The sequence below is a fragment of the Sphingomonas sp. 22R3R2A-7 genome, from assembly GCF_036856055.1.
GTDB lineage: Bacteria > Pseudomonadota > Alphaproteobacteria > Sphingomonadales > Sphingomonadaceae > Sphingomonas.
The window spans coordinates 3482348-3504659 of record NZ_JASPFR010000001.1 but is presented as its reverse complement, the minus strand read 5'-3'; the positions used below and the strand labels follow the sequence as shown (position 1 = coordinate 3504659).

The window sequence follows — 22312 nt, the reverse complement described above, 5'->3', positions numbered from 1 at the left end:
GGCTCTTATCGTTTGCTGTCGCCCGCCGCGGTGCGAGGCGCTCAATAGTCCTTCGAGTATTTCACGCTCGCGTTCTGACCACCCTGCGACCCGGTCGACGACAACAGGCTCAGCGCCTTGGTCAACGCGATCTCGAGCTGCGTCGACGTGAAGCCCTTCGCGTCGGTCACGATCTCCACATAGATGTTGTCGGTCAGGTACTTGCCCGCCGCGAGGCTGGTCCCGCGCCCGCTCGCTTCGTCGGCACCCAGCACGCGCAGGCGATCGAACCCCGTCGCGGACCGCAGCTTGCCGAGCGGGTTGAGCCCGCCTCCGCCCGACCCGCGCAGCGAATTGAGCGCGGCCGCAAGCTGGATCGCCTCGGTCGCCGACAGATTTTCCGGGTTCGTCCCGAACAGGAGCCGGCTCAGCACCTCGTCCTGCGGCAACGCGGGAGTCGATGTGAACGCGATCTGCGGCCGCTCGCCGGTACCCGTGACGTTGATCACGACCGTGATGTTGTTGGTCGTCGTCGTCGCCTGGATATTGATGTCCGGATCGGTCAACGCACCGCCACGGAACCGGATCGTGCCGCGGTTCACTTCGAACCGCTTGCCCGCGAAGGAATAGGTGCCGCGGACGATATCGAGGCCACCGGTCACGACCGGTGCGACCGACGTCCCGCTGATCCGCATGTCCATCTCCCACTCCGACTCAAGGCCCATGCCGGACACGAAGAGCTGGTTGGGCGCACGCACGCGCAGATCGAGCTTTATGAGCCCGGCCGGAGCCGCACGCGCCGGACGGTCCGTCGGTCGACCCGGGCGGATCTCGCTCTTGCGACGTACGCCCGTAAGCTCGGGGACCTCGGCCTGACCCTGGCGGATGATCTCGTATCGCGCCTCGGGAACCTGCAGATCGCCCTGCAACAGCGCACCGTCGCGGCCGTTGGTGAAGCGCACCGTACCCGTGGTCGTCGCACTCAAGGCATCGCTCTTGGCAAGCTGTGCATTGTTGAGCGTCGCGCGCAGATCGATCGGGAACCCGCTGTCTGCCGCAAGCCCGACGCTGCCCTGTGCCTGGACGGTACCGTCGCCAGCGCGTGCCGCCAGCTGCGTCAACTCGAGGCGGTCATTATTGAATCGCGCGTTGATCCGCATCTGCGACAGCCGCGTGCCATATTGCTCATTGTCATACGTCAGCGAGTCCGCTCGGATCAGCCCGTTCAGCCGCGGCGCCTGCAACCGGCCGGAGAAATCGGCAGCGATCGCGATCGGCCCCGACAGTTGCTGGTTGGGCAATGCCGCCAGGCTGAACAGCACCGCGGACGGACCATTGTAGCGGATCCCCCCGACAGCGGTGCAGCCATCAGCCGCTCCGACCACGAGGCTCCCGCCCCGAGCGGCTGGAGATTGGCGACCATCCGGCCGACGACGGTCGGCCCGCGGCGGACAAGTGCGCGCCCCGTGCCGCCCTGTGCGCCGAGCGTCCCGGCGAACACGATGTCGACGGGGTCGGAAATCGCGGCGATCCCGGTCCGCGTGAAGTTGCGGACCGTGATGCGGGCATCCGCCGTCGGAACCGCAGCGTTGCCCGATTGCGCGAAGTCAAGGCTTCCCGTGGCGTTGCCGCCGATACCGAGGCTCGGCATGAGTGCGCTCAGGATCGAGAGATCGAGCTTGTCGAGCCGCAGCTGAGCATTGAGCCCGCTGCCATAGCTTCCTGCGAGGCGCGCCGCGCCCGCATTCGGTCCCTGCCCGAAATCGATCCGCGTCGGCGCGAGCCGGTACGTCCCTGCCGTCGCGCTGATCCGGGCCGGATTGGCCGTGCGGAAATCGATGCCGTTCGCCTGGCCCTTGAGCGCGACGAGATACGAATCGGGGCTGAGCTGTGCGTTCATGGCGATGCGGAACGGTACGCCGCTCGACCCCGTCGCCAGCGCCTGCGCCGTACCCCGGCCACCGACGTAGTTCACCTTCGCGCGCGCGGCCGACAGCACGACCTCACCGTAGCGCATGTCGGCGACCTGGACGTCGGCGATCACTTCCGGCGCCTTGGGGTACATCACCGCGTGCGCGTTCACGATCGCACGCCCGATAGTGAAGTCGACCATGCCAGGAATCTTGGCGCCATAGGCCCGCGCGGCGACATCCGCGCGCTGATAGCCGCCCTGGTTGCCCAGACGGACGTTCCCCTGGAGCCCCTGCCCCGCGAACTGCAGCGCGCCCGCGAACGGCCCCGGTGCCGTCTGCACGACCCGGCCACTCGCGACGATCCCTGCGAATACGACCCGTCTGACGTCGACCGCCAGCTGCGCCGCGGGCGTCACGAGCACGTCGGCGGTGAACGGACCGTAATTGGTCCCCCCGCTCGCGACGACCGCATAGGCGCCGTTGCGTCCGACGATCCGCGCCTGGAGATTGACGAGACCGACGCCGACGCCCGGCCGCGGTGCGCGCAGGACGACGACGGGTGCGGTCGCGCTGCCCGTCACGCGCGCGGACAATGGGCCATACACCGTCGAATACGCGTCGGCATTGACCAGCACCACGCCGCTAGCCGGATCGAACCGCCCCTCGCCGCGCGTGATGCGGAACTGGGGTGCATTCATCCGCAGGTTGCGGAACGTGACGATCCCCTCGGGGCTGTAGCCAATGTCCGAACGGATGATCGCATTGCCGCCCAAGAACGTGCGTGCGCCCTCGTTGAAGATCTGCGACGTCTGCGCGACGACGCGGCCGGTGATCCCGAAACCACCATTGGCCCCGGGCACGAGCTTGGCGTCGGTCGACAGGTTGACGATCCCGATACCGTCGACGCGGTAGTTGTTGATCCGGCCCTTCAGCGCACCGGTATAGCGGCCCGTCGCCATGTTCGCGACGACCACGGCGGTCGCGTCGATCTTGTCCGATCGGATCTTGAGGTTGTCGGACAGGACGTTGACGCCCGAGATCGCGAAATCGCCATCGATCGCGACGTTGGTCGCAAGTCCGCCGACCGCCGCGTTGAGCCCCGTCACGCGACGTGCGCGGGCCTTGATCGGTACCAGGATCCGGTCGCTGTTGATGCGTGCCAGACCCTCGGCGTAGAGATTCTCGACGCCCATGTCGCCGAATGCGATCGTTGCGGCACGTACCTTGTAGTCGACCGTCGGTGTCGCGAACGCACCGTCAAGCACGACGCGCGCCGTCACGTCGCGGCCGCGCAGGTTGGGGAAAATCGCACCGGGCGTCAGCAGCTTCGCGTCGACCGCAAAATTACCGAACCGGCTGTTCGCGAGATCGATCAGCCCGCCGGCGTCCACCGCCAGCGCATCCGACTTCAGCGTGATCCGCGTATCCGCCTTGCGGTCGTTCAGCGTCGTGTCGATCGCGACGTCGAGCTGCGGCGCGGTCAGGCGTTCGACCGGCCCTTCGAGATAGAGGCCCGGGCGAGTCGCGCCGCGCACCTCGATATGTCCGTTCTTTGCGGTCAGCGCGAGATTGGCGAGTTGCCCCCCGCCAAGCGTGGCGATCGCGCGTCCCCGCCATGCAGCCCAGCTGCCGCGGCCGTCGACGGTCGCCGTCAGTGGGGCCTTCAGCCCGCCCATCGTCGCGACCACGCCGCCAACCGGCGCCGCCAGCTTGAGATTGACGTCGAACTTGTTCTGCTCGGGCACCGCGTCGAGCCGCAGCATGAGCCGATCGCCACCGGCAACGCCCGGCCCGCGCAGTGCGGCGGCGTTGGTGGTCAGCTGCGCGCGCTTGTCGGCGATATGCACTGCGCCATCGATCCTGACGATATGCGTCTGCCCCGTGACCGGCTTGCCGATCACGAATCGATCGATCCGCAACCGGTTCACGTCGATGTCGAGGTCGGGCAGCAGCGGCGCGTTGGGATCGCTCGGCGTCGCCTTCAAAATCGGCCGGCGCTGGAGCGTCACCAGCGGGGTCGTCAACGCGCGCACGTCGACATGATTGCGCGCGAACGCGAACGGCCGCCAGTCGACCGCCAGCCGTGGGCTGGTAAGGAACACGCCCTTCGTATCGGACACGCGCAGATCGCTCAGCGTCATCGCGCCATAGATCGAGCCATCGATCCGACCGACCTTGATGTTGAGCCCCGACGCGGTCGTGTAGCCGCCGATCTGGTCCGCGACGAGGCGACGGCCGGGATCGGTGTTGATCCCGAACAGCACCAGCAACAGCAGGACGACGATCCCGACCACCGTCAGGACGATCCATTTCAGGATACGTTGCCAGAGGGGGCGCTTGTCGATGCCCCCGCCGTCCGCGTTCGTCACAGGGTCGACCACCGGGTCGTGAGCGGGAGGGGTGCCGTTTTCGGCCATCAGAATGCCTGCCCGATCGAGATGTAGAGTGCGACCTTGCCGTCACCCTCGCGCGGGTTCAGCGGCGTCGCGATATCGACGCGCATCGGCCCGAAGCTAGTATAGAAACGCCCGCCGATACCCGCGCCGTAGCGCAGGCTCGAAAGGTTGGGCGTCGTGCTTTCGTAGCTGTTGCCCGCATCGACGAACGGGACGATCCCGAAATCGCCGAACCGGTACCGCGCCTCGAGCGCGAATTCGTTCAGGCTGCGTCCGCCGACCGGATCGCCATTCGGATCGAACGGCCCCAGCCGCTGATAGCCGTACCCGCGCACTGATCCGCCGCCGCCGCCATAATAGCGACGCGACGGCGCCAGGTCGTCGCGGGCGACGCCCTGGATCGTCCCCGCCTTGGCGCGGCCGGCGATCACGATGCTGCTCGATACGGGGTAGTAGAACGTCCCCTCGACCATCGCGCGGACATAGGGCCTGACCGCCCCCTGCACCGACGTTTCGGGACTCAGATTGACGCGGAGGCGATAGCCCTTGCTCGGATTGAGCAGACTGTCCGACCGATCGAACAGCACCTGCCCCGGCAACGCGACGATGCCATAGGTCCGCCGGACGTTTTCGCCACGCGCGAAGTCGTAGACGCTCTCGTTCGTGCCGACGAGCTCGCCGCCATAATAATAGGTCAGCGGCTTCTGCCAGATCGGCGTCAGATCGTAGCTCCAGCGGACGCCGACGCTCGTCGTGAACGCTTCATAGGCGTCGTAATTCGAGTGGTTCGCACCCGCGGTCAGGCTGAATGTCCGATCGCGGCGGCCGGCATTGGCACGGCGGAACGTCCCCGCGACGCCTTGCTCCTGCGTCCCCGCGATCACCGACGCGATCAGCGCGCCTTCGTACGGGAACAGATTGCGATGTTGCCAGGTACCCTCGGCGCGGAAACCCTGCCCCGTCGAGAATCCGACGTTGCCGCCCAGCGTTCGTGCCGGGCCCTTGGTCTGACGAACCAGCAGGTCGACCTGCTCGGTGCCATCGGCGTTGATCTGTCCGGTGCGCTGCGGGACCACCGAAACGCTCTGGAACAGGCTGGTCGCGACCAGTGCGTTGCGCAGGTCGTCGGTCAGTCGATTGTCGTACAGTTCGCCCGGCTCGAACCGCGGGAAGACGTTCAGATGCTCGATATTGAAGACCGTGTCGCCTTCGGTGCGCAATTGTCCGAACGACGCGCGCGGCCCGACATCGACCGGAAGCGTATACGCGCCCGTCGCGGTCGGCGACTCGTCGTCGAGCAGGATATCGCGCTCGCCGACCTTGACGAACGGATAGCCCATTTGCGGAAGCGTCAGCGAGACGTTTGCCTCCGCGCCCTGGATGCGGTCGGCCTGGATCGCATCGCCGACCTTGAGCGGCAATTGCTGCCGCACGAGATCGGGCGGGGTCGTCTGCGCGGCCTGAACCACGATCGACGACAGCGTGTACAGCCGGCCGGGCTGCGCGCTGACGATGGCCTTCAGCCGGCCGGGCGTTCCGGCGGCGGTCTCGATCGTCGAAATGGCGGTGGCATCGTAATAGCCGAGCGATTTCAGCAGCCGGACGACCAGCGCCTCGTCTTCCTTCGCCCGCGCCGACACCTGCGTCGCGTTGGCGGCCTTGCCGCCGCCCTTGAGCGCGGACAACGCCTTGTACCGTGCCTCCAGCCCGTCCCCGGCGTCCGCAAGCCCCTTGATCTCGGCGTCGTACCGGATTTCGGGCGCATTCTTGTCGCGGACGTCGGCACCGGTCGCCAGCGGCGCGGTGTCGTAGCTGGCGAGCGCGGGGAGCGGCTCGACGAGCTGCGGATCGTTCGGCCCGATCGGCGGCAGTACATCGCCGGACGCGGTAACCGCCGGAGCGCTCGACGTGGCCGGTTGCGTCGCTGGCGCGGTCTGCGGCGTGTCGGCGATCATCGGCTCGAGCGCCGCGTTGATATCGCCCGACAAGGGCGGCAGCGCGCTGTTGAACTCGGCGTCGGGAACGATCGGCGCGTCGGTCGCAGGGGAGGCCGGAGTCGACGATTGCCGATCAGCGGCACGAGGGGCGTCAGGCCCCTTGGCAGGCGCAGAGCCGGGCTGTGCGAGCTGCGCCGCGGCGGGCTGGATGAGGCCATTGGCGCTCGCCGCCAAAGCGATGGCGAGCCAATAATGCCGCCCGGTCGAACCTGTCACGCTAACTGCGAGTCCCCTTTGAATAGGGCGACCGCATTCGATTCATCCCCGTTAGCTGTTCCGAACGCTCGAAAGTTCTGAAAGTTTCGCACCGTTGCGATTTACGTGCAGCCGACCATGCCCGCGACCGGCAGGATCACCGTATCGCGTCCCGGCCGGTCGATCCGTAGCGTCGCCGCAGGGATCATCGCCCCCGACGCGAGGTCGTCGCGCGACACGATCGTCATGTCGAGCGCGATCGTCAGATCGCCGCCGCGATAGGTCGTGACCCCGGCAAAGCCGAAACCGCCGGCGCCGCTTTCATCGGCGCGCAGGTAATCGATCGGCTTGCCGTCGATCGCGACGCGGATCCGCCCCGTTTCCGCCCCCGCCATCGCCACCAGCGTCCGGTCGGTCGTCCCCCACAGGAACGCGGCACACCCCTTTGCCGGCATGACCTGCTTGCCGATCGGACCGAGCATGGGCGCCGCGCTGCCCGATTGCCCCCCAGTCGGCGGAGTAACGGTCGGTGGAGACGCGGTGGACGACGCTTGCAACGCAGCGGCAAAAAGCAATCCGATCATGGCGCGGTCGTTATCATGAATAGCCAGGCCGGATAAGCGGCGATCGCGAGCAATGCGCCGAACGGGAGCGCGGTGTCCGCGGTCACCGCGGCGCCGCGCAGCCGCGCCGACAGCACGACTCCCAACCCGATCATGCTGCCGATCAACAGGATCGCGGGCAGCATCTGCCATCCCACCCATAACCCGATCGCGCTGAACAGCTTCGGATCGCCGGCGCCCATCCCCTCGCGGCCCCGCAGCCGTCGATAACCGGCGGCAATGAGCCACAAGCTGCCATAGCCCACGCCGCCGCCGATCAGCCGGTCGATCGCGATCGGTCCGATACCGGCGATCCCACCGATCGCGCCCCCGATCGCAAGCAGGCCGGTCAATCGGTCGGGAAGCCAGAACGCGACGATGTCGAGCGCGGCAAGCGCGAGAAGGATCCAGCCAAAGACCGCACCGGCGACGCCCTCCGCACTGGGCGCAACCATCCCGGCGACCGCGCCGATCGCAACCGCGCAGGCCTCGATCCGCCAGTGGATCGGATCGATCGGCGCGCTGCAATGCCTGCATCTTCCTCGCGTCAGCGCCGCACTGACGAGCGGGATCAGCTCGATCGGGCGAAGCACGCGGCCGCAATGATCGCAGCACGACCGCCCCTCGGCCACCGAACGATCCTGCGGCCAGCGGATCACGAGCGCAGCGATGAAGCTTCCGAAGATCGCGCCCAGCCCGCCGAGAAGGACCGCGGCTACGAGCGGCATCGGCAGGTTTGCGATATCGATCATGCCTGCCGCGTGACGAGCGCCTGCCCCGCCGTCAATCAGGGAAGCGTTTCGTCCGCATCGACACCCCAGAGCGCATCGACCCTGACGAACCCGGCCTGCCCCTTGACGTCCATCAGGCACCAGCCGTTCGCGCACTGGCTCAGCCGTCCGACCACGCCGGGTGCAGCACGCCAGAGCAGTTTCGCGCTTTCGCTTGGCCGCGCGCGCAGATCGATGGGCACCCCGCCGCGGACGATCGCGGTCCGCGTCGCGCTCATCAGATTGGCCTGCATCCAGCCTTCGGTACCATCGGGGTCGGCGATCTTGCGCCATTCCTTGTGGATCGCGACGACTTTCACGGGCAGGTCGGCGCGCTGGTACAGCCAGCTTGCCGGATAGGTGCGCGCAGGCCCCGTCCGTGTCCGGGCCCGCCCCGCCGCGATCGACGCATAATAGGGGACCTTCCGGTCCGGATCCGCCGCCGCCGCCGCCGCCGGTTCGACGATCAGAAGCAACGTGGCGGTGACGGCGAAACCGACGGCAAAGAGGCGCATGGCGATATCCTGTAGCCCGACGCAGCCCGCGGGTTGCCAATCCCTATCGCGCCGAATGCTCCGGTTTCAACTACTAAGCGCAGGCCAGTGCGATCGCACGTAATCGCGGGAACCGGCACGTGCGACGCGACTGTGCCGCTTCTTCGTTGACGCCTGCGACGGGGTTCGCCAAGCCGTCGGCATGCCCGATACCCGTCGCTGCCCCAATCCGAAGGTCGTCGTCACGCGCGAACTCGCGAACGTGGTCATGGACCGGATGGAGGCGTTGTTCGAAACGCACAACAACCGCGCCGACGAGAAGATGTCGCGCGACGCGCTGGCGGCCGCGATGGCGGACTGCGACGTGCTCGTCCCGACGGTGACGGACGATATCGACGCCGCGCTGATCGCCGGTGCCGGCGACCGCCTCCGCCTGATCGCCAATTACGGCGCCGGGGTGAACCACATCGACCTCAAGGCCGCACGCAACCGCGGGATCATCGTCACCAACACCCCTGGCGTCCTCACCGAGGACACCGCGGACATGACGATGGCGCTGATCCTGTCGGTGCCGCGCCGGCTGGCGGAGGGTGAAAAGCTCGTTCGCTCGGGAAGCTGGACCGGCTGGAGCCCCGGCGGGATGCTGGGCCACCGGATCGGCGGCAAGGCGCTCGGCATCGTCGGCATGGGTCGGATCGGCCAGGCGGTCGCGCGGCGTGCGGCCGCGTTCGGGCTGTCCGTCCACTATCACAATCGGCGCCGGCTGCCCGTGTCGCTCGAAACGGCGCTGGGTGCGACGTGGCATGATTCGCTCGACGAGATGCTCGCCGCGGTCGATATCGTCACGCTCCACACGCCGCTCAATGCCGACAGCCGCGACCTGATCGACGCGCGTCGGATCGCGTTGCTCCGCCCCCATGTCTTTCTGATCAACGCGTCGCGTGGCGGCATCGTCGACGAGGACGCGCTGATCGACGCGCTCGAATCGGGGCGGCTTGCGGGCGCCGGACTCGACGTCTGGCGGCATGAGCCCGAAATCGATCCACGGCTGCTCGCGCTCGATAACGTCGTGATGCTGCCGCACATGGGCTCCGCGACGTTCGAAGGCCGGATCGCGACCGGCGAGAAGGTCATCCAGAATATCCGCATGTGGGCGGACGGACACCGCCCCCCGATCAGGTGCTCGAAGGCTGGGCCTGACCGGTTTTTGGGAACCGATGCTGCGACGCGGCATTAGTTGGATACCCCCGGAGAGAAGGAGTATCCCCATGAAGAAGATCGCAGTTTCCGCCTTGCTGGTCGCATCCGCCGTTTCGATGAGCGCGTGTTCGACGCTGAAGGGCGCGGGCATCGGCGCAGCGGGCGGCGCAGGCGTCGCTGCAGCAACCGGCGGTAGCGTCGAAAAGGGTGCGGCAATCGGCGGCACCGGTGGTGCGGTCGTCGGCACCGTGGCAAAATGATCGGGCGCGCGGGCTGGCCAATGGCCCGCGCAAACCGTGTTCAGGCGTGCGTGCCGAGCAACGCTGCACCGAACCCGATGAAGATCCCGCCCGTCGCGCGATCGAACCCGCGGCGCAACGCGGGCCGCCGAAGATGCCGCGCCAGCGTGCGCCCGCACATCGCGTAGACCCCGTACCAGAAGCTTTCCACGACCGCGAAGGTGACGACCAGAATCGCGAACTGCGGCGCCTGCGGGGATCCCCTGTCGACGAACTGCGGCAGGAACGCCGCCGCGAACAGCAGCAGTTTCGGGTTGCTGATCCCGATCACGAACCCGCCGCGAAACAGCCGCCGCGCCGACGCCGCGACGGGCAGCGCGTCCGATCCGACATCGACCGGCGCACCGGCGCCACGCCATGCCTTGATCCCGAGAAGCACGAGATAGGCGACACCGGCATAGCGCAACGCGTCGAATACGCGCGGCCAGGCAGCGAGCAACGCCGATACCCCCGCCGCCGAGGCTGCCAGCACGAGCACCAGCGCGCACAGGCATCCCGCCATCGCGGCGATGCTGCGCCGCGCACCGAACGCGACGCTTCGCGTCATCACATGCAGCATGTTCGGCCCCGGCGTCCCGCAGAGCAAGAACACCGCGACGACGAACAGCCACCAGAGATGCAAGGTCATCGCCCCCTCCCCAACACCGTCGAGCGGCGGTCAGTCGCCCGTCAGGATCCGATCGACGAGCTGCCCGACGCTTGGCACGAAGCCGTTCGAGTAGAACGGGTCCTTCTTGAAGTTATACGCGGCATGACCCGCGAACATCAGGTTTTGCTCGATATCGCCGCCATGCGCGATGTCCTGCAACGTCTTCTGGATGCAGAAGCTGCGCGGGTCGGCGAGGCGCCCCGTCGAATTGGTCTCGGTATCCGCCCAGCTCGAGAACGAGCATTGCGACAGGCAGCCCATGCAGTCCGCCTGATCCTTGCGGATCATGCCCTTCTCGTTTGGGCTGACGAACACCAGCGTGTTGTCGGGCGTCTTGAGCGCATCGGTATGCCCTTCGCCGAACCACTGCCGGGCGCGCAGCAGGTCGTTGCGCGTGACCCAGAAGTTCTTGCCCTTCACGCCGACGTCGAGCTGGAACACATGGTCGCCCGCCTCCTGCGTCGAAAACGCGATCTGGCGCTCCGAACGCGCCTCGAGGCTGCGCAGGAACGGGTTGCGCACGGCGGACGAATAGAAGCCGGTCGGCGAGAATTTGTGCAGCAGCACGTCGCCTTCCTCGATCTGCGTCAACGCGTTCTTCCAGCCCTCGGGAATCGGGCTTTCGCGTGTCAGCAGCGGGCGCGTGCCGAACTGGAACGCGATCGTGCCGAGCTCGGGATTGTCGATCCAGTCGTTCCAGTCGCGTAAGTACCACACGCCGCCCGCCATCACGATCGGCACGTCGTCGGAGATGCCGCCCTCGCGCATCACGTCGCGCAGTTCCTTGACGCGCGGATAGGGATCCTGCGGCTTGAGCGGATCCTCCGCGTTCGACAGGCCGTTATGCCCGCCCGCCAGCCAGGGATCCTCGTACACGACCGCGGCGAGCCACTCGGCCGCCTTCGAATAGGCGCGCTTCCACAGCGCGCGGAACGCACGGCCCGAGCTGACGATCGGCAGATAGCTGACGCCGTAGGACGCGGTGATCTCGGACAGCTTGTACGGCATGCCCGCGCCGCAGGTGACGCCCGCGACCTTGCCGCGCGTCCGCTCAAGGACACCGTGCAGGATCCGCTGCGCGCCGCCCATTTCCCACAGCACGTTGATGTTGATCGCACCCTTGCCGTCGGCGATCTCGTACGCGCGCTCGACCTGCTGGACCGCACCGTCGATCGCGTACTGGACGAGCTCCTCGTGCCGGTCGCGCCGCGTCAGCGCCGCATAGACCTGCGGGATGATCTTGCCGTCGGGATCGTAACTATCTGCGTTCACGGCGGAAACCGTGCCGATGCCGCCCGCTGCAGCCCAGGCGCCGGCGGACGCGTGATTGGTCGCAGCGACACCCTTGCCGCCTTCCACGAGCGGCCACACTTCGCGACCGTTATAGACGATAGGCTTCAGGCCCTTGAACACGACGTCACCTCTCCCGGAAAATACGGCCCCCTATATCGCAAGGACGCAACGTGCGAGCAAATTCAGAGCGGGGTCAACGCGCCCGCCCGCCCCAGCGCCTCTTCGTACAGCGTCCGATAGCGCGCGATCATCACCGACTCGTCGAATTCGGCCGTCGCACGCGCGCGGTTCGCAGCGCCGATCGTCGCGCGCAACGAAGGATCGGACACCAGCGCCTGCAACGCGTCGCGCAGCTTTACCTCGTCGGCATTGGCGGTGATGAAGGGCGCGTTTTCCGGCGACACCATCCGGGCGACATCGCCCACCGGATAGCTCGCGATCGGCAGCCCCGCCGCCATCGCCTCGACCACCGAGATCGGAAATTGCTCGCTGCGCGACGATAGCGCGAGAATGTCGAAATGGCCGATGTAGCGATAGGGGCGGTCGAGAAAACCGGGCATCACCAGCACTTTGCCAAGCCCCATTGCGGCGGCGGCCTGCTGGATCCGGGCGCGTTCCGGACCCTCGCCGATGATCACCAGCCGCACGCGCCCCGATACGCCGCCGACCGCACGCACCAGCGCGGCCAGGTCCTTCACCTCGCGCAGTCCGGCGAGCGCGCCGATCACGACCTCCTTGCTGTTCGGGACGAACCCGGGGATCGCCTTGGGGTCGGGCTTTTGCGCGTAATAGGCGGTGCCGATGCCGTTCACGATCCGGTGGACGCGCTCGCGGGGTTGTTTCCACGTCCGCAGCGCGATGTCCTCGAGCACTTCCGAGGGCACCGCCAGCGCGTGCGCCGCCCCCAGCGCGAGCCGACGATAGATATTGCGCTCGATCTTGAGGCCACCCGCTTCGTCCGCGTTGAAGCCGTCCTCGTGGTGGACCAGCGGCGGCGCCCCCTTGCCGAACGCGCGGCGCGCCATCGCCCCGTCGATCGCGCCCCAATTATACGTCAGCACGAGGTCGAACCGCCGCATATACTGCGCGATCGCCTCGTAGCGCTTGACCGACGGCTTGCCGGTCAGCGGCGGCGGGTTCTGCGCGATCTCGTACCGGATGCCCTTGGCGATCGACGCCTGCGCGCCCAGCGCATCGGGCACGCCCGACACGATGCTGTGCTTCGCGCGATCGCCGAACGCGTTCATCAGCCGTACCGCCCGCGCCTCCTTGCCGCCGAGATCGAACGAGGAATGGAGGTGGAGGATGTTGACGGGAGCGGCCATGCCCGAGCGATGCCGATTCCCGTCGCCGGGTTCAAGGCTCAACAGCGTTTTCGCATGGTCGCCGCATTCAGGCTGCGAAGACCTGCTTCGGGATATGGGTGATCCGGCACGCCAGATCCGCCTCGCCGCTCGCGACGACGTAGAAATCCCCTGCGTCCGCGATGCCCGTCGTGAAGACGACATTGTCGAGATACAGGCTGTCCTTCAGCGGTTCGGTCAGCGCGGGGCTGGGCTCGAGCAGCGGGGCGTGCTCGGTCGCGATCGTGATCGACGGATCGTCCTTGTCGAGGATCGACCAATAGGTGCGATAGATCCCGACCACGCCCGACGGCTCGACACCGTGCCACAGCGTCAGCCAGCCGCGATCGGTGAGGATCGGCGGGGCGCCGCCGCCCATCCGCGCGGTCGACACGGTGGCGGCATGCGGCCGGATGCCGGGCTTGTCGTGCGGCTTCCAGTGCAGCGCATCGGGCGAGCGCGACAGGTTGATCGAGGGGCCGGCGCGCCACTCGCTGCCCGGCGGATAGGCGAAATACAGGTCGCCGAGCGGCCGCGTCTGCGCCCAATATTGCCCGTCGATCAGCCCTTCGAAGATCAGCATGTCCTTGTTCTGGTGATCGAGGACGATCCCCTCGAGCTGCCAGTCGAGCGCGTCGTCGGACGAGTAAAGCGTGGTCGAATGCCGCTCGGGGCTGACCGAACAGGTGGTCATCAGATAGCGGTCGCCGACCTTCGAGATCCGCGCATCCTCGACCCCGTAGCACTGGTACGACGTGCGCGGCGCGATCGCCTTGTCGTAATGCACCGCGACGACCGCGCGGCCCTCGGGGTCGAGCTCGACGGGCAGCAACCAGGACAGCGAGGTCAGCGCCATCACCTTCCACCCGCCGCCGCGCATCATGAACTTGCGCGGATCGGCGGTGTCGACGAGCTGCAACGGCCATGGATCGAGCAGATAGGCGCCGTCCTGCCAGCGGATCGCATGGACGTTGCCGCCCTTGATCGGCTCGCGCAACGCCTCGGCCACGCGCACCATCATCAAGAGGTTGCCGTTCGCCAGTCGCGTCATCCCGGGATTGAACGCGCCGAGGACATAGGTCTCGGCGGCGACCTTCCCCGCCAGCGGCGAGCGCGACAGGTCGATGTCCGCGGGGGTGAAGACGAGCTGATCGAACATGCTATTCTCCTTGATGCGTCAGGCGATACCGCCAGTTCCTGATCGTCATCCTGACGAAAGTCAGGATCCAGAGCCACGAAAGACGGCCCTCGGTCACGCTGGATCCTGACTTTCGTCAGGATGACGGTGCGGGTGTGGCCTTCGACGAGGCTGCGCCGTCCACCTGCGTTATTCCCCCTCGAGCGCGCGGGGCACGATGACGAGCTGCTGGATCACACTTCGCGTCGGCTGCGTCAGCAGGAACTCGACGCCTGCGGCGATGTCCTCGGCGCGCAGCATCTGCTCCGCCGCGACCATTTCCCGCTGCTTCTCGTCGGGCACGTCGGGATATTGCATGTGGGAGCCGACCTTGCCCGGCTCGATCAGCGACACCCGGATCCCCTTGGGCCCCAGTTCGCGACGCAGCGCCTCGGCGAAGCCGGCGATCCCCGACTTGATGCCCGCATAGACGGTCGAGCTTGGTCCCAGGATATGCGCGCTGAGCGAGCCGATCAGGACGAGGTCGCCGATCGGCGTCATCCGGTGCGCGGCATGATGCGCGCTAAGCAGATAGGCGGTGAAATTGACCGCGATCGCATAGCGCAGCGCGTCCTCGTCCATCTGCGTCAGCCCGCCTGCAGCGACCGCGGCGTTGACGACGGTGATGTCGAAGCCGCCGAGATAGGCCTCGCCCGCATCGAAGAACGCGCGGACCTTGTCGGGATCGGCCAGTTCGGTGATCATCCCGTCGCCGTCACCGACCTCGCGGATCAGGGCGAGCGCATCCCGCAGATACTGTTCGTCGCGACCGCAGATATAGACCTTCGCGCCTTGCGACGCGAGCAGCACGGCGATCGCCCGGCCGATCCCCGTCGTCCCGCCCGTGATGATCGCGCGGCGGCCTTTGAGAGGGCGGACATGGGTATGCGCGTCGGCAGGTGAGGTCATGAAATATCCCGAGTGAGAAAAGCCTGGAGGACCGCGCAGGGGCGATGCCGTTCGCATGTTCCCTTAGGTCGCGACGGCCGCCCTCTCAAGCGCACGGTCGAGCAGCCGGTCGATCGGTCCATGCAGCATCGTCTCGCTCAGCGTCGGCGAGTGACCGACCCCCGGCACCGTCACGAGCTCGGCCTCGTCGAGCGACGCCGCCATCCGCTCCGCCACCGCGGCCGACAACAGGTCGGAGCGGCCGCCGCGGACGATCAGCGTCGGCACGTCGCGCAACGACCCCAGGGCCTGCCACATGTCCGGCCCCGCCTCGTTCCCCGGGACCCTAAACGGCTCGGCGATCTTCAGGTCGTAGTCGAGCACGATCCGCCCCGCACTGTTCAGCCGGTAGAGCCGCTTGGCCATCGCCAGCCAGTCCTCGATCGACCAGTCGGGATAGACGTCGGCGTTGTTCTCCGCGACGCAGCGCGCGGCATGCATCCAGGTCGGGAAGACGCTCGCCTTGCCGACATAGCCCCTGATCCGCGACAAGCCCTGCGCGTCGATCTCGGGGCCGACGTCGTTCAGCAACGCGGCGACCATACGACCCCGCGCGGGCCCGCCCATCAACATCGTTACGATCCCGCCGAGCGACGTACCGAACGCGACATAGCGATCGATCCCCTGCTCGGTCAGCAGCGCCTCGACATCCTGGACATAGGTGAGCGGGACATAGGACATCGGGTCCTTCGCGAACGCGCTCTCCCCACGGCCCCGGAAATCGACCGCGATCACGCGCCAGCGCCCCGCAAGCCGGGCCGCCAGCGCGTCGAAGTCGCGCGCGTTGCGCGTCAGCCCGGGCAGGCACAGGATCGGCGGCCGCCCCGGCTCGCCCCCCGGATAGTCGCGCGCATGCAGCCTGAGCCCGTCGTTGGACCACCAATAGAGGTTTTCGTAAGCGGCCATGGTTGCGTCCTTCGGGTAGCGGCCACCATATCGCTGCATGCCCATCGACCCGCAAGCCTCCCCAGCCTATCGCCCCGAAACCACGCTCCTCACGCTCGGGGATGCGTTCTTCGATCCCGTCACGGCGGCGGATTTCCCCGACACCATGTTGCGCTTCCGGAACGATCGTGCCGCCGCACAGGTTGGGCTCGCAGGGCTCGACGATGCGGAATGGGCCCGGCATTTCGGACGTTTCGCGCCGCTGCCGGACACGCTGCCCGGCCCGCTCGCGCTGCGCTATCACGGGCACCAGTTTCGCAACTACAATCCCGATCTCGGCGACGGCCGCGGCTTCACCTTCGCGCAGATGCGCGACGATCGCGGCCGGCTGATGGATCTCGGCACCAAGGGATCGGGCCAGACGCCGTGGAGCCGCGCGGGCGACGGTCGCCTGACGCTGAAGGGCGGTGTGCGCGAAATCCTCGCGACCGAGATGCTCGAGGCACTGAACGTCCCGACCTCGCGCACGCTGTCGCTGATCGAGACGGGCGAGCGGTTGCAGCGCGGCGACGAGCCCAGCCCGACGCGCTCAGCCGTCCTCGTCCGGCTGAACCACAGCCATGTCCGCATCGGGACGTTCCAGCGGCTCGCCTACGAACGCGACGAGGCCAGCCTGCGCAAGCTCGTCGGCTACACGCTGCGCAACCTCTATGACGAAGACAGCGACGACCCCGTCCGGCTGCTCGACCGCGTCGTGGCCCGCACCGCGCGCCTCGCGGCACGCTACATGGCGGCGGGCTTCGTTCACGGCGTTCTCAATTCGGACAATATCAACGTGACCGGAGAGAGCTTCGACTACGGCCCGTGGCGGTTCGCACCGACCTGGGACCCGGGGTTCACCGCCGCCTATTTCGATCACGAAGGCCTGTACGCCTTTGGCCGCCAGCCCGAGGCAATCCACTGGGACGTGATGCAGCTCGCGGTCTCGCTCAGGCCTCTTGCCGAGAGTGAACCGCTGATCACGGCCCTCGACACGTTCGGCCCACGCTACCAGACCGAGGTCAGCGAGGCGATCCTCTGGCGCCTCGGCGTCCAGCCAAGCGATCCTGATGGCGATCGTGCACTGGTCCAGGCGACCGAGCTGGCGCTTCGTACGACAGGCAGCAGCCTCGATCGCTTCTTCTTCGATGCGTTCGGGGGCGACCTGCCGCCGGAATATGGCGCGCCATGGGACGACGTCCGAACGCGACTCGCCGGCTATGCTGCGCGCAAGGACCGCGCGCATCCCTATTGGTCGGGAAGCCCGTGCAGCATGCTGATCGACGAGGTCGAGTCTATCTGGTCGGGTATCGCCGACCACGACGACTGGGGTGCGCTCGAGGCCAAGATCGCGGTGATCAGGGCGATGGGAGCGGCGCTCGCCTGATCCCGCGGCCAGCAACGCAATGCAGACGCCGAGCGCCATAGTGGAAACGGCCTGGAATTTCAGGCAAGAGCCGGACATGGCCGACGAAATTCTTTCCTACGAACCTGCGACCGGTGTCCTGTTGTGGCGCCACCCGATCGGCGATGTCGATGCCGAAGTCGGCATGGCGCGTGGCGGCTGGGCCGGCTGGGCATCGAAACCGCTCGCGTTCCGGATCGAGACGATGCGCCGTTTCGCCAACGTCGTCCGCCAGCGCAACGACGAATTCACCGACCTGATCGCGCGCGAAACGGGCAAGCCGGTCTGGGAAGCGCGGAGCGAAGTCGAGACGGTCATCGCCAAGGTCGACATCTCGGTCAGCGCCTATGCCGAGCGCACCGCGCAGCGCCGGATGGAGGCGCCGATGAACAGCCGCGTCGCGCTGCGTCACAAGCCGCATGGCGTACTCGCCGTGCTCGGCCCGTATAATTTCCCCGCGCACCTTCCCAACGGCCACATCGTGCCGGCGTTGATCGCCGGCAATGCGGTGGTGTTCAAGCCGTCCGAAAAGACCCCGGCGACGGGTGCGTTCCTCGTCGAATGCTACCGCGCGGCGGGCGTGCCCGAGGATTGCATTCGGTTGCTCGTCGGCGGCCCCGCCGAGGGCAAGGCGCTCGCCGCGCATCCCGATATCGACGGACTGCTGTTCACCGGCTCTGCGCATACCGGGCTCGCGCTCAATCGCGCCTTTGCCGAAAAGCCCGAGAAGATCCTCGCGCTCGAAATGGGTGGCAACAACCCGATCATGGTCTGGGACACGCCCGACCTTCACACCGCCGCGGTGCTCGTGGTCCAGTCGGCCTTCACCACCGCCGGGCAGCGTTGCACCGCCGCGCGACGGCTGATCGTCCAGGAGCGCCTCGCCCAGCCGCTGCTCGACACGATCGAGGCGATGATCACGCGGATCATCGTCGACCACCCGCATGCCAACCCGGCGCCCTTCATGGGCCCGGTGATCGACAATGACGCGGCCGATCAACTGACCGAGAGCTTTCTCGCCCTGCTGATGCGCGGCGGACGCCCGATCCGGCATCTCGAGCGCCCGGTCGACACGCTGCCGTTCCTGCGTCCGGCGATGATCGACGTCACCGACATGGCGGACCGCCCCGACCTCGAGCTGTTCGGACCGATCCTGCAGGTCTTCCGCACCGACGATTTCGACGCCGCGATCGCCGAGGCGAACAACACGCGTTACGGTCTGTCCGCCGCGCTGATCAGCCAGACCCCGTCGCTCTACGACCGTTTCTGGGCGAACATCCGCGCCGGCATCGTCAACTGGAACAAGCCCACCAACGGTGCCTCGTCAGGCGCACCGTTCGGCGGCGTCGGCTGGTCGGGCAACCACCGGCCAAGCGCCTATTACGCTGCCGATTACTGCGCCTACCCCGTCGTCAGCAGCGAATCCGAAACCGCGCGCGCGAGCATCGGCATCGGCCTGCGCGACGCCTGACGCGGGGCGACAGGCGGCGCCGCACACGCCGTCATTTCACTCCGCCGAGCCAGTCGTCGATCTTCTTCTCGAGCACGGGCATCGGCAGCGCGCCGGTATCGAGCACCTGCGCATGGAACGCGCGCGGATCGAATGCTGCACCCTGTGCGGCCTTGGCCTTCGCCTTCACCCTCATGATCGTCAGCTGGCCGATCTTGTATGCCAGCGCCTGCCCCGGGATCGCGATATAGCGCTCGACCTCCGCGGTGGCATCGGTTCGTCCCATCGGGGAATTCTCGAGCATATAGGCGATGGCCTTGTCACGGCTCCAGCCCTTGGCATGGATCCCCGTATCGACGACCAGCCGCATCGCGCGCAGCATCTCGTCGTTCAGCCCGCCCATCCGCTGATACGGATCGGTCTCGACGCCGAGTTCCTTCCAAAGCGTCTCGGCATACAGCGCCCAGCCTTCGACATAGGCGGTATTGCCGCCGAACCTGATGAACGCGGGCAGCGCGACGTTTTCCTGTGCCAGGCTGATCTGGTAATGATGCCCCGGCACCGCCTCGTGCAGGTACAGCGTCTCCATCCCCCAGAGATAGCGCGTCGGCAGGTCATAGGTGTTGTAGTAGAAGATCCCCGGCCGCGTCCCGTCGGGCGTCCCCTGCTGGTACGAGCCGCCGGCATCGGTCTTCGCGCGGAAATCGGGAACCGGGCGGATTGCCAGCGGGCTCTTGGGGACCAGCGAGAACTGCGTCGCGATCCGCGCATCGACGCGCTTGCCGATCGCCTCATAGCCCAGCCGCACCGCATCCGCGGTCTTGGGCTGGAATTTCGGATCGGTGCGCAGATAGTCGAAGAATGCCGGCAAACTGTCCTTGAAGCCGACCGCGGCCTTCTGCGCCTCCATCTCGCGCGTGATGCGTGCGACTTCGGACAGGCCGAGCCGATGCACCGCGTCGGGCTCGAGCCGCAACGTCGTGCTGTCCTCGATCCGCTGCGCGTACAGCGCCGCGCCACCCGGCAGCGCCGAAAGGCCGACCGTGTCACGCGCCTTGGCGAGATATTCGTTCGCCAGGAAGTCGCGCATCCTCACATGCGCCGGGTTGATGACCTCGCGGACCTGCTTTGCATATGCCGCAGTGAGCCGCGTCCGGTCCGCAGCCGGGATCGATGCCGGGAACAGCGTCACCGGCGCATAGAAGGTCGATTTCTCGACGCCCTGCGCGATCAGGTTGTCGAACTGGCCGATCATGTTACGCACGACGAGCTTGGGCTGCGTCACCCCCTTTGCCATGCCTTCGCGCATCAGCGCGATTGCGCGGTCGAACACGGCTGCGTACCCTGCGTTGCGGCGCAGGTTATTGTCATAGTCCATGACCGTCTTGAACGGCGCCCCGCCGGTGCCCGACGCGAAATCGGGATAGAAGGTCTGGAACCCGCCGAAGTGATTGATCGGCAGCAGCCGGTCGATGGCGACGATGTCGGGCGCAAGCCCCCGCAACGCCACCTCCTTGCCATAGCGGAACACGTCGTAGGCGATCTGGTCGACGCGGGTCAGCTTGCTGCGGTCGATCGCGGTGATCGCCGCGAGGTCGCTCTCGGCGTTGCGCCGGTCGCGCGCGGTGCGTGCGTCGGTGAGATACTCGCCGAAGCTTGCCGCATAGCGCAGATCGCCGCGGAAGATCGCCTGGATCGGATCGTTGCGGAGATCGCGCTCGTCGCTGTCGTAGAACAGCCGCTTCAGCTTCGCATCCTCGGGCCCGTCGCCGGGGATCGGCGTGGGCGGCGGAAGCGCCTGCCCCGCCGCCGGCACCGCGCCGATGAGAGTGGTCGCGAGCAGCAAGGCGGCAAGGCAGATCGGGCGCTTCATCAAGATATCCTCACGTCGCTGGATCGACGGTTAATCACCGCCCCTATCGCGCCGATTTCGACGCCACCAGTCCACAAACGGCATTTGGGGAAAGCAGGACTAGGATCGGGCCAAATAATGCTGGTGTCGCCTTTCGCACGGCGAGCCCCCATCTCCTTATCATGGCTAGTTTGTTGGATCCGAACGCGCGTGGGCGCGTCATTCTCGTCGGTGCCGGTCCCGGCGATCCCGGGCTGCTCACCGTTCGTGCGGTCGAGGCACTCGGGATCGCCGATGTCGTCGTGCATGACGGTCTGATCGATCCGCGCGTGCTCGAACTCGCATCGCCCCGTGCGCAGCGCATTTCGGTCGCCAAGCAGCGCGCGCGTCACACGCTGCCGCAGGAGGCGATCAACGCGCTCATCATCGCGCACGTCAAGACGGGCGCGGTCGTCGTCCGTCTCAAGGGCGGCGATCCCTTCGTCTTTGGCCGCGGCGGCGAGGAGGTCGAGGCGGTCCGCGCCGCAGGCCTGCCCGTCGAGGTGATCCCGGGCGTCTCCGCGGCGCTCGGCTGTGCGGCCGAAGCGATGCTGCCGCTGACGCACCGCGATCATTCCAGCGCGGTCAGCTTCGTCGCCGGTCAGTGCAAGGGGCTGACCGAACAGGACTGGTCGGGTCTTGCCGGACAGGGACGCACGCTCGTGATCTACATGGGCATCGCGACCGCGACCGACATCGCCGACAAGCTGATCGCCGACGGCGTCGCGCCGGACATGCCGGTCGCGGTACTCGAACGTGGGACATTGCAGGGCTCGCGCGCGATGCGGACATTGCTGGCCGATCTCGGACCGATGGTGGCCCGCGAACGTGTCGCCAGCCCGGCAATCATCGTGGTAGGCGAAGTCGTCGAACTGTCCGACGCGACCGACAAGCTCGCGCGTTGGGCTCGGGTGGCAGATGCTATGGGTGACGAGGTGCAGGCGTGAGAGTGCTGACGGGAAATGATCTGCCGACGGGCGACGTCATATGGTGGACCGGCAATGGCTGGTCGCGCCATATCGAGGACGCGGTCGATGTCGGCGTGGCGGGTGAGTCGATCCTCCAGGCGGAGGAAGGCGCACGCCGCGTCAACGTCCCCTATCTGATCGAGGCGACGCAGACCGACGAGGGCCCCCGCCCTGCGCATATCAAGGACCGTATTCGGGCGCTTGGCCCGACGATGCGGCCCGACCTGACTCTCAAGCCCGCGGATCCCTCTGCGGGGAGCTGGGTCATATGATTCACGCGAAGGCGCGAAGGCGCGAAGAAGTCAGTGAGAAGGTGGTTCGCGCGGAGGCGCGGAGACGCGGAGATGTTGCGCGTGCCGCGCAGCGGTACTCAAAATCGCTGATCGAGACAGATCCGATACCCGCTGACGCGGGTTCTT

Annotated in this window: 16 protein-coding genes and 2 pseudogenes; 6 read left to right on the top strand and 12 right to left on the bottom strand. The window is 67.1% G+C overall.

What is annotated here, in order from left to right; all coding sequences use genetic code 11:
• Positions 1–41: 41 nt before the first annotated feature.
• The 5 genes and pseudogenes from QP165_RS16765 to QP165_RS16745 all read right to left on the bottom strand — a co-directional run bounded on the left by QP165_RS16765 (position 42) and on the right by QP165_RS16745 (position 8367).
• A pseudogene (locus QP165_RS16765) lies at positions 42–4309 on the bottom strand (translocation/assembly module TamB domain-containing protein).
• Positions 4309–6501 carry a BamA/TamA family outer membrane protein gene (locus tag QP165_RS16760; protein ID WP_333996451.1) on the bottom strand — a complete coding sequence of 731 codons (2193 nt, stop codon included), beginning with the start codon at positions 6499–6501 and terminating at the stop codon, positions 4309–4311. Before QP165_RS16760 ends, QP165_RS16765 begins: the two are co-directional and overlap by 1 nt.
• Before the next feature lie 101 nt (positions 6502–6602).
• Entirely contained in the window at positions 6603–6962 is a 360-nt protein-coding gene (locus tag QP165_RS16755) for a hypothetical protein (protein ID WP_333996450.1), read from the bottom strand.
• A 98-nt stretch (positions 6963–7060) separates the two neighbouring features.
• Complete coding sequence (locus tag QP165_RS16750; protein ID WP_333996449.1) at positions 7061–7834, bottom strand: prepilin peptidase; 774 nt, start codon at positions 7832–7834, stop codon at positions 7061–7063.
• Between the two features lie 35 nt (positions 7835–7869).
• Entirely contained in the window at positions 7870–8367 is a 498-nt protein-coding gene (locus QP165_RS16745; protein ID WP_333996448.1) for an SH3 domain-containing protein, read from the bottom strand.
• Positions 8368–8548: 181 nt separating this feature from the next.
• Here QP165_RS16745 and QP165_RS16740 point away from each other — a divergent pair.
• Both QP165_RS16740 and QP165_RS16735 read left to right on the top strand, forming a co-directional pair.
• Positions 8549–9546 (top strand): annotated as a pseudogene (locus QP165_RS16740) (2-hydroxyacid dehydrogenase).
• 68 nt (positions 9547–9614) lie between these two features.
• Positions 9615–9806, top strand: coding sequence for a hypothetical protein (locus tag QP165_RS16735; protein WP_200916249.1), 192 nt, complete (start codon positions 9615–9617; stop codon positions 9804–9806).
• A gap of 40 nt (positions 9807–9846) precedes the next feature.
• On the opposite strand, the gene QP165_RS16730 is transcribed toward QP165_RS16735, so the two are convergent.
• The 6 genes from QP165_RS16730 to QP165_RS16705 form a co-directional block, all read right to left on the bottom strand.
• Positions 9847–10473: a LysE family translocator gene (locus QP165_RS16730; RefSeq protein ID WP_333996447.1), complete on the bottom strand. Its 627-nt coding sequence runs from the start codon at positions 10471–10473 to the stop codon at positions 9847–9849.
• 30 nt (positions 10474–10503) lie between these two features.
• Positions 10504–11907 carry an NAD(P)H-dependent flavin oxidoreductase gene (locus tag QP165_RS16725; protein WP_056021641.1) on the bottom strand — a complete coding sequence of 468 codons (1404 nt, stop codon included), beginning with the start codon at positions 11905–11907 and terminating at the stop codon, positions 10504–10506.
• A 62-nt stretch (positions 11908–11969) separates the two neighbouring features.
• Entirely contained in the window at positions 11970–13112 is a 1143-nt protein-coding gene (locus QP165_RS16720; protein WP_333996446.1) for a glycosyltransferase family 4 protein, read from the bottom strand.
• Between the two features lie 67 nt (positions 13113–13179).
• The gene (locus QP165_RS16715; RefSeq protein WP_333996445.1) at positions 13180–14289 is read right to left on the bottom strand and encodes a glycosidase; all 1110 of its coding nucleotides are present in this window, start codon (positions 14287–14289) and stop codon (positions 13180–13182) included.
• A gap of 168 nt (positions 14290–14457) precedes the next feature.
• Complete coding sequence (locus QP165_RS16710) at positions 14458–15216, bottom strand: SDR family oxidoreductase (protein WP_333996444.1); 759 nt, start codon at positions 15214–15216, stop codon at positions 14458–14460.
• A 63-nt stretch (positions 15217–15279) separates the two neighbouring features.
• Entirely contained in the window at positions 15280–16161 is an 882-nt protein-coding gene (locus tag QP165_RS16705; protein WP_056022334.1) for an alpha/beta fold hydrolase, read from the bottom strand.
• A 37-nt stretch (positions 16162–16198) separates the two neighbouring features.
• On the opposite strand from QP165_RS16705, the gene QP165_RS16700 reads away from it, so the two are divergent.
• Positions 16199–17566, top strand: coding sequence for a protein adenylyltransferase SelO family protein (locus QP165_RS16700; protein ID WP_333996443.1), 1368 nt, complete (start codon positions 16199–16201; stop codon positions 17564–17566).
• A 76-nt stretch (positions 17567–17642) separates the two neighbouring features.
• A complete protein-coding gene (gene astD, locus QP165_RS16695; protein WP_056022331.1) occupies positions 17643–19055 on the top strand; it encodes a succinylglutamate-semialdehyde dehydrogenase in 1413 nt (470 codons plus the stop codon).
• A gap of 31 nt (positions 19056–19086) precedes the next feature.
• On the opposite strand, the gene QP165_RS16690 is transcribed toward astD, so the two are convergent.
• A complete protein-coding gene (locus QP165_RS16690) occupies positions 19087–20907 on the bottom strand; it encodes a DUF885 domain-containing protein (protein WP_333996442.1) in 1821 nt (606 codons plus the stop codon).
• A gap of 161 nt (positions 20908–21068) precedes the next feature.
• Between QP165_RS16690 and cobA the strand changes: the two genes are divergently transcribed.
• Both cobA and QP165_RS16680 read left to right on the top strand, forming a co-directional pair.
• Positions 21069–21872 carry a uroporphyrinogen-III C-methyltransferase gene (gene cobA / locus QP165_RS16685; RefSeq protein ID WP_333996441.1) on the top strand — a complete coding sequence of 268 codons (804 nt, stop codon included), beginning with the start codon at positions 21069–21071 and terminating at the stop codon, positions 21870–21872.
• A complete protein-coding gene (locus tag QP165_RS16680) occupies positions 21869–22165 on the top strand; it encodes a DUF2849 domain-containing protein (RefSeq protein ID WP_333996440.1) in 297 nt (98 codons plus the stop codon). Before cobA ends, QP165_RS16680 begins: the two co-directional genes overlap by 4 nt.
• Positions 22166–22312: the final 147 nt, after the last annotated feature.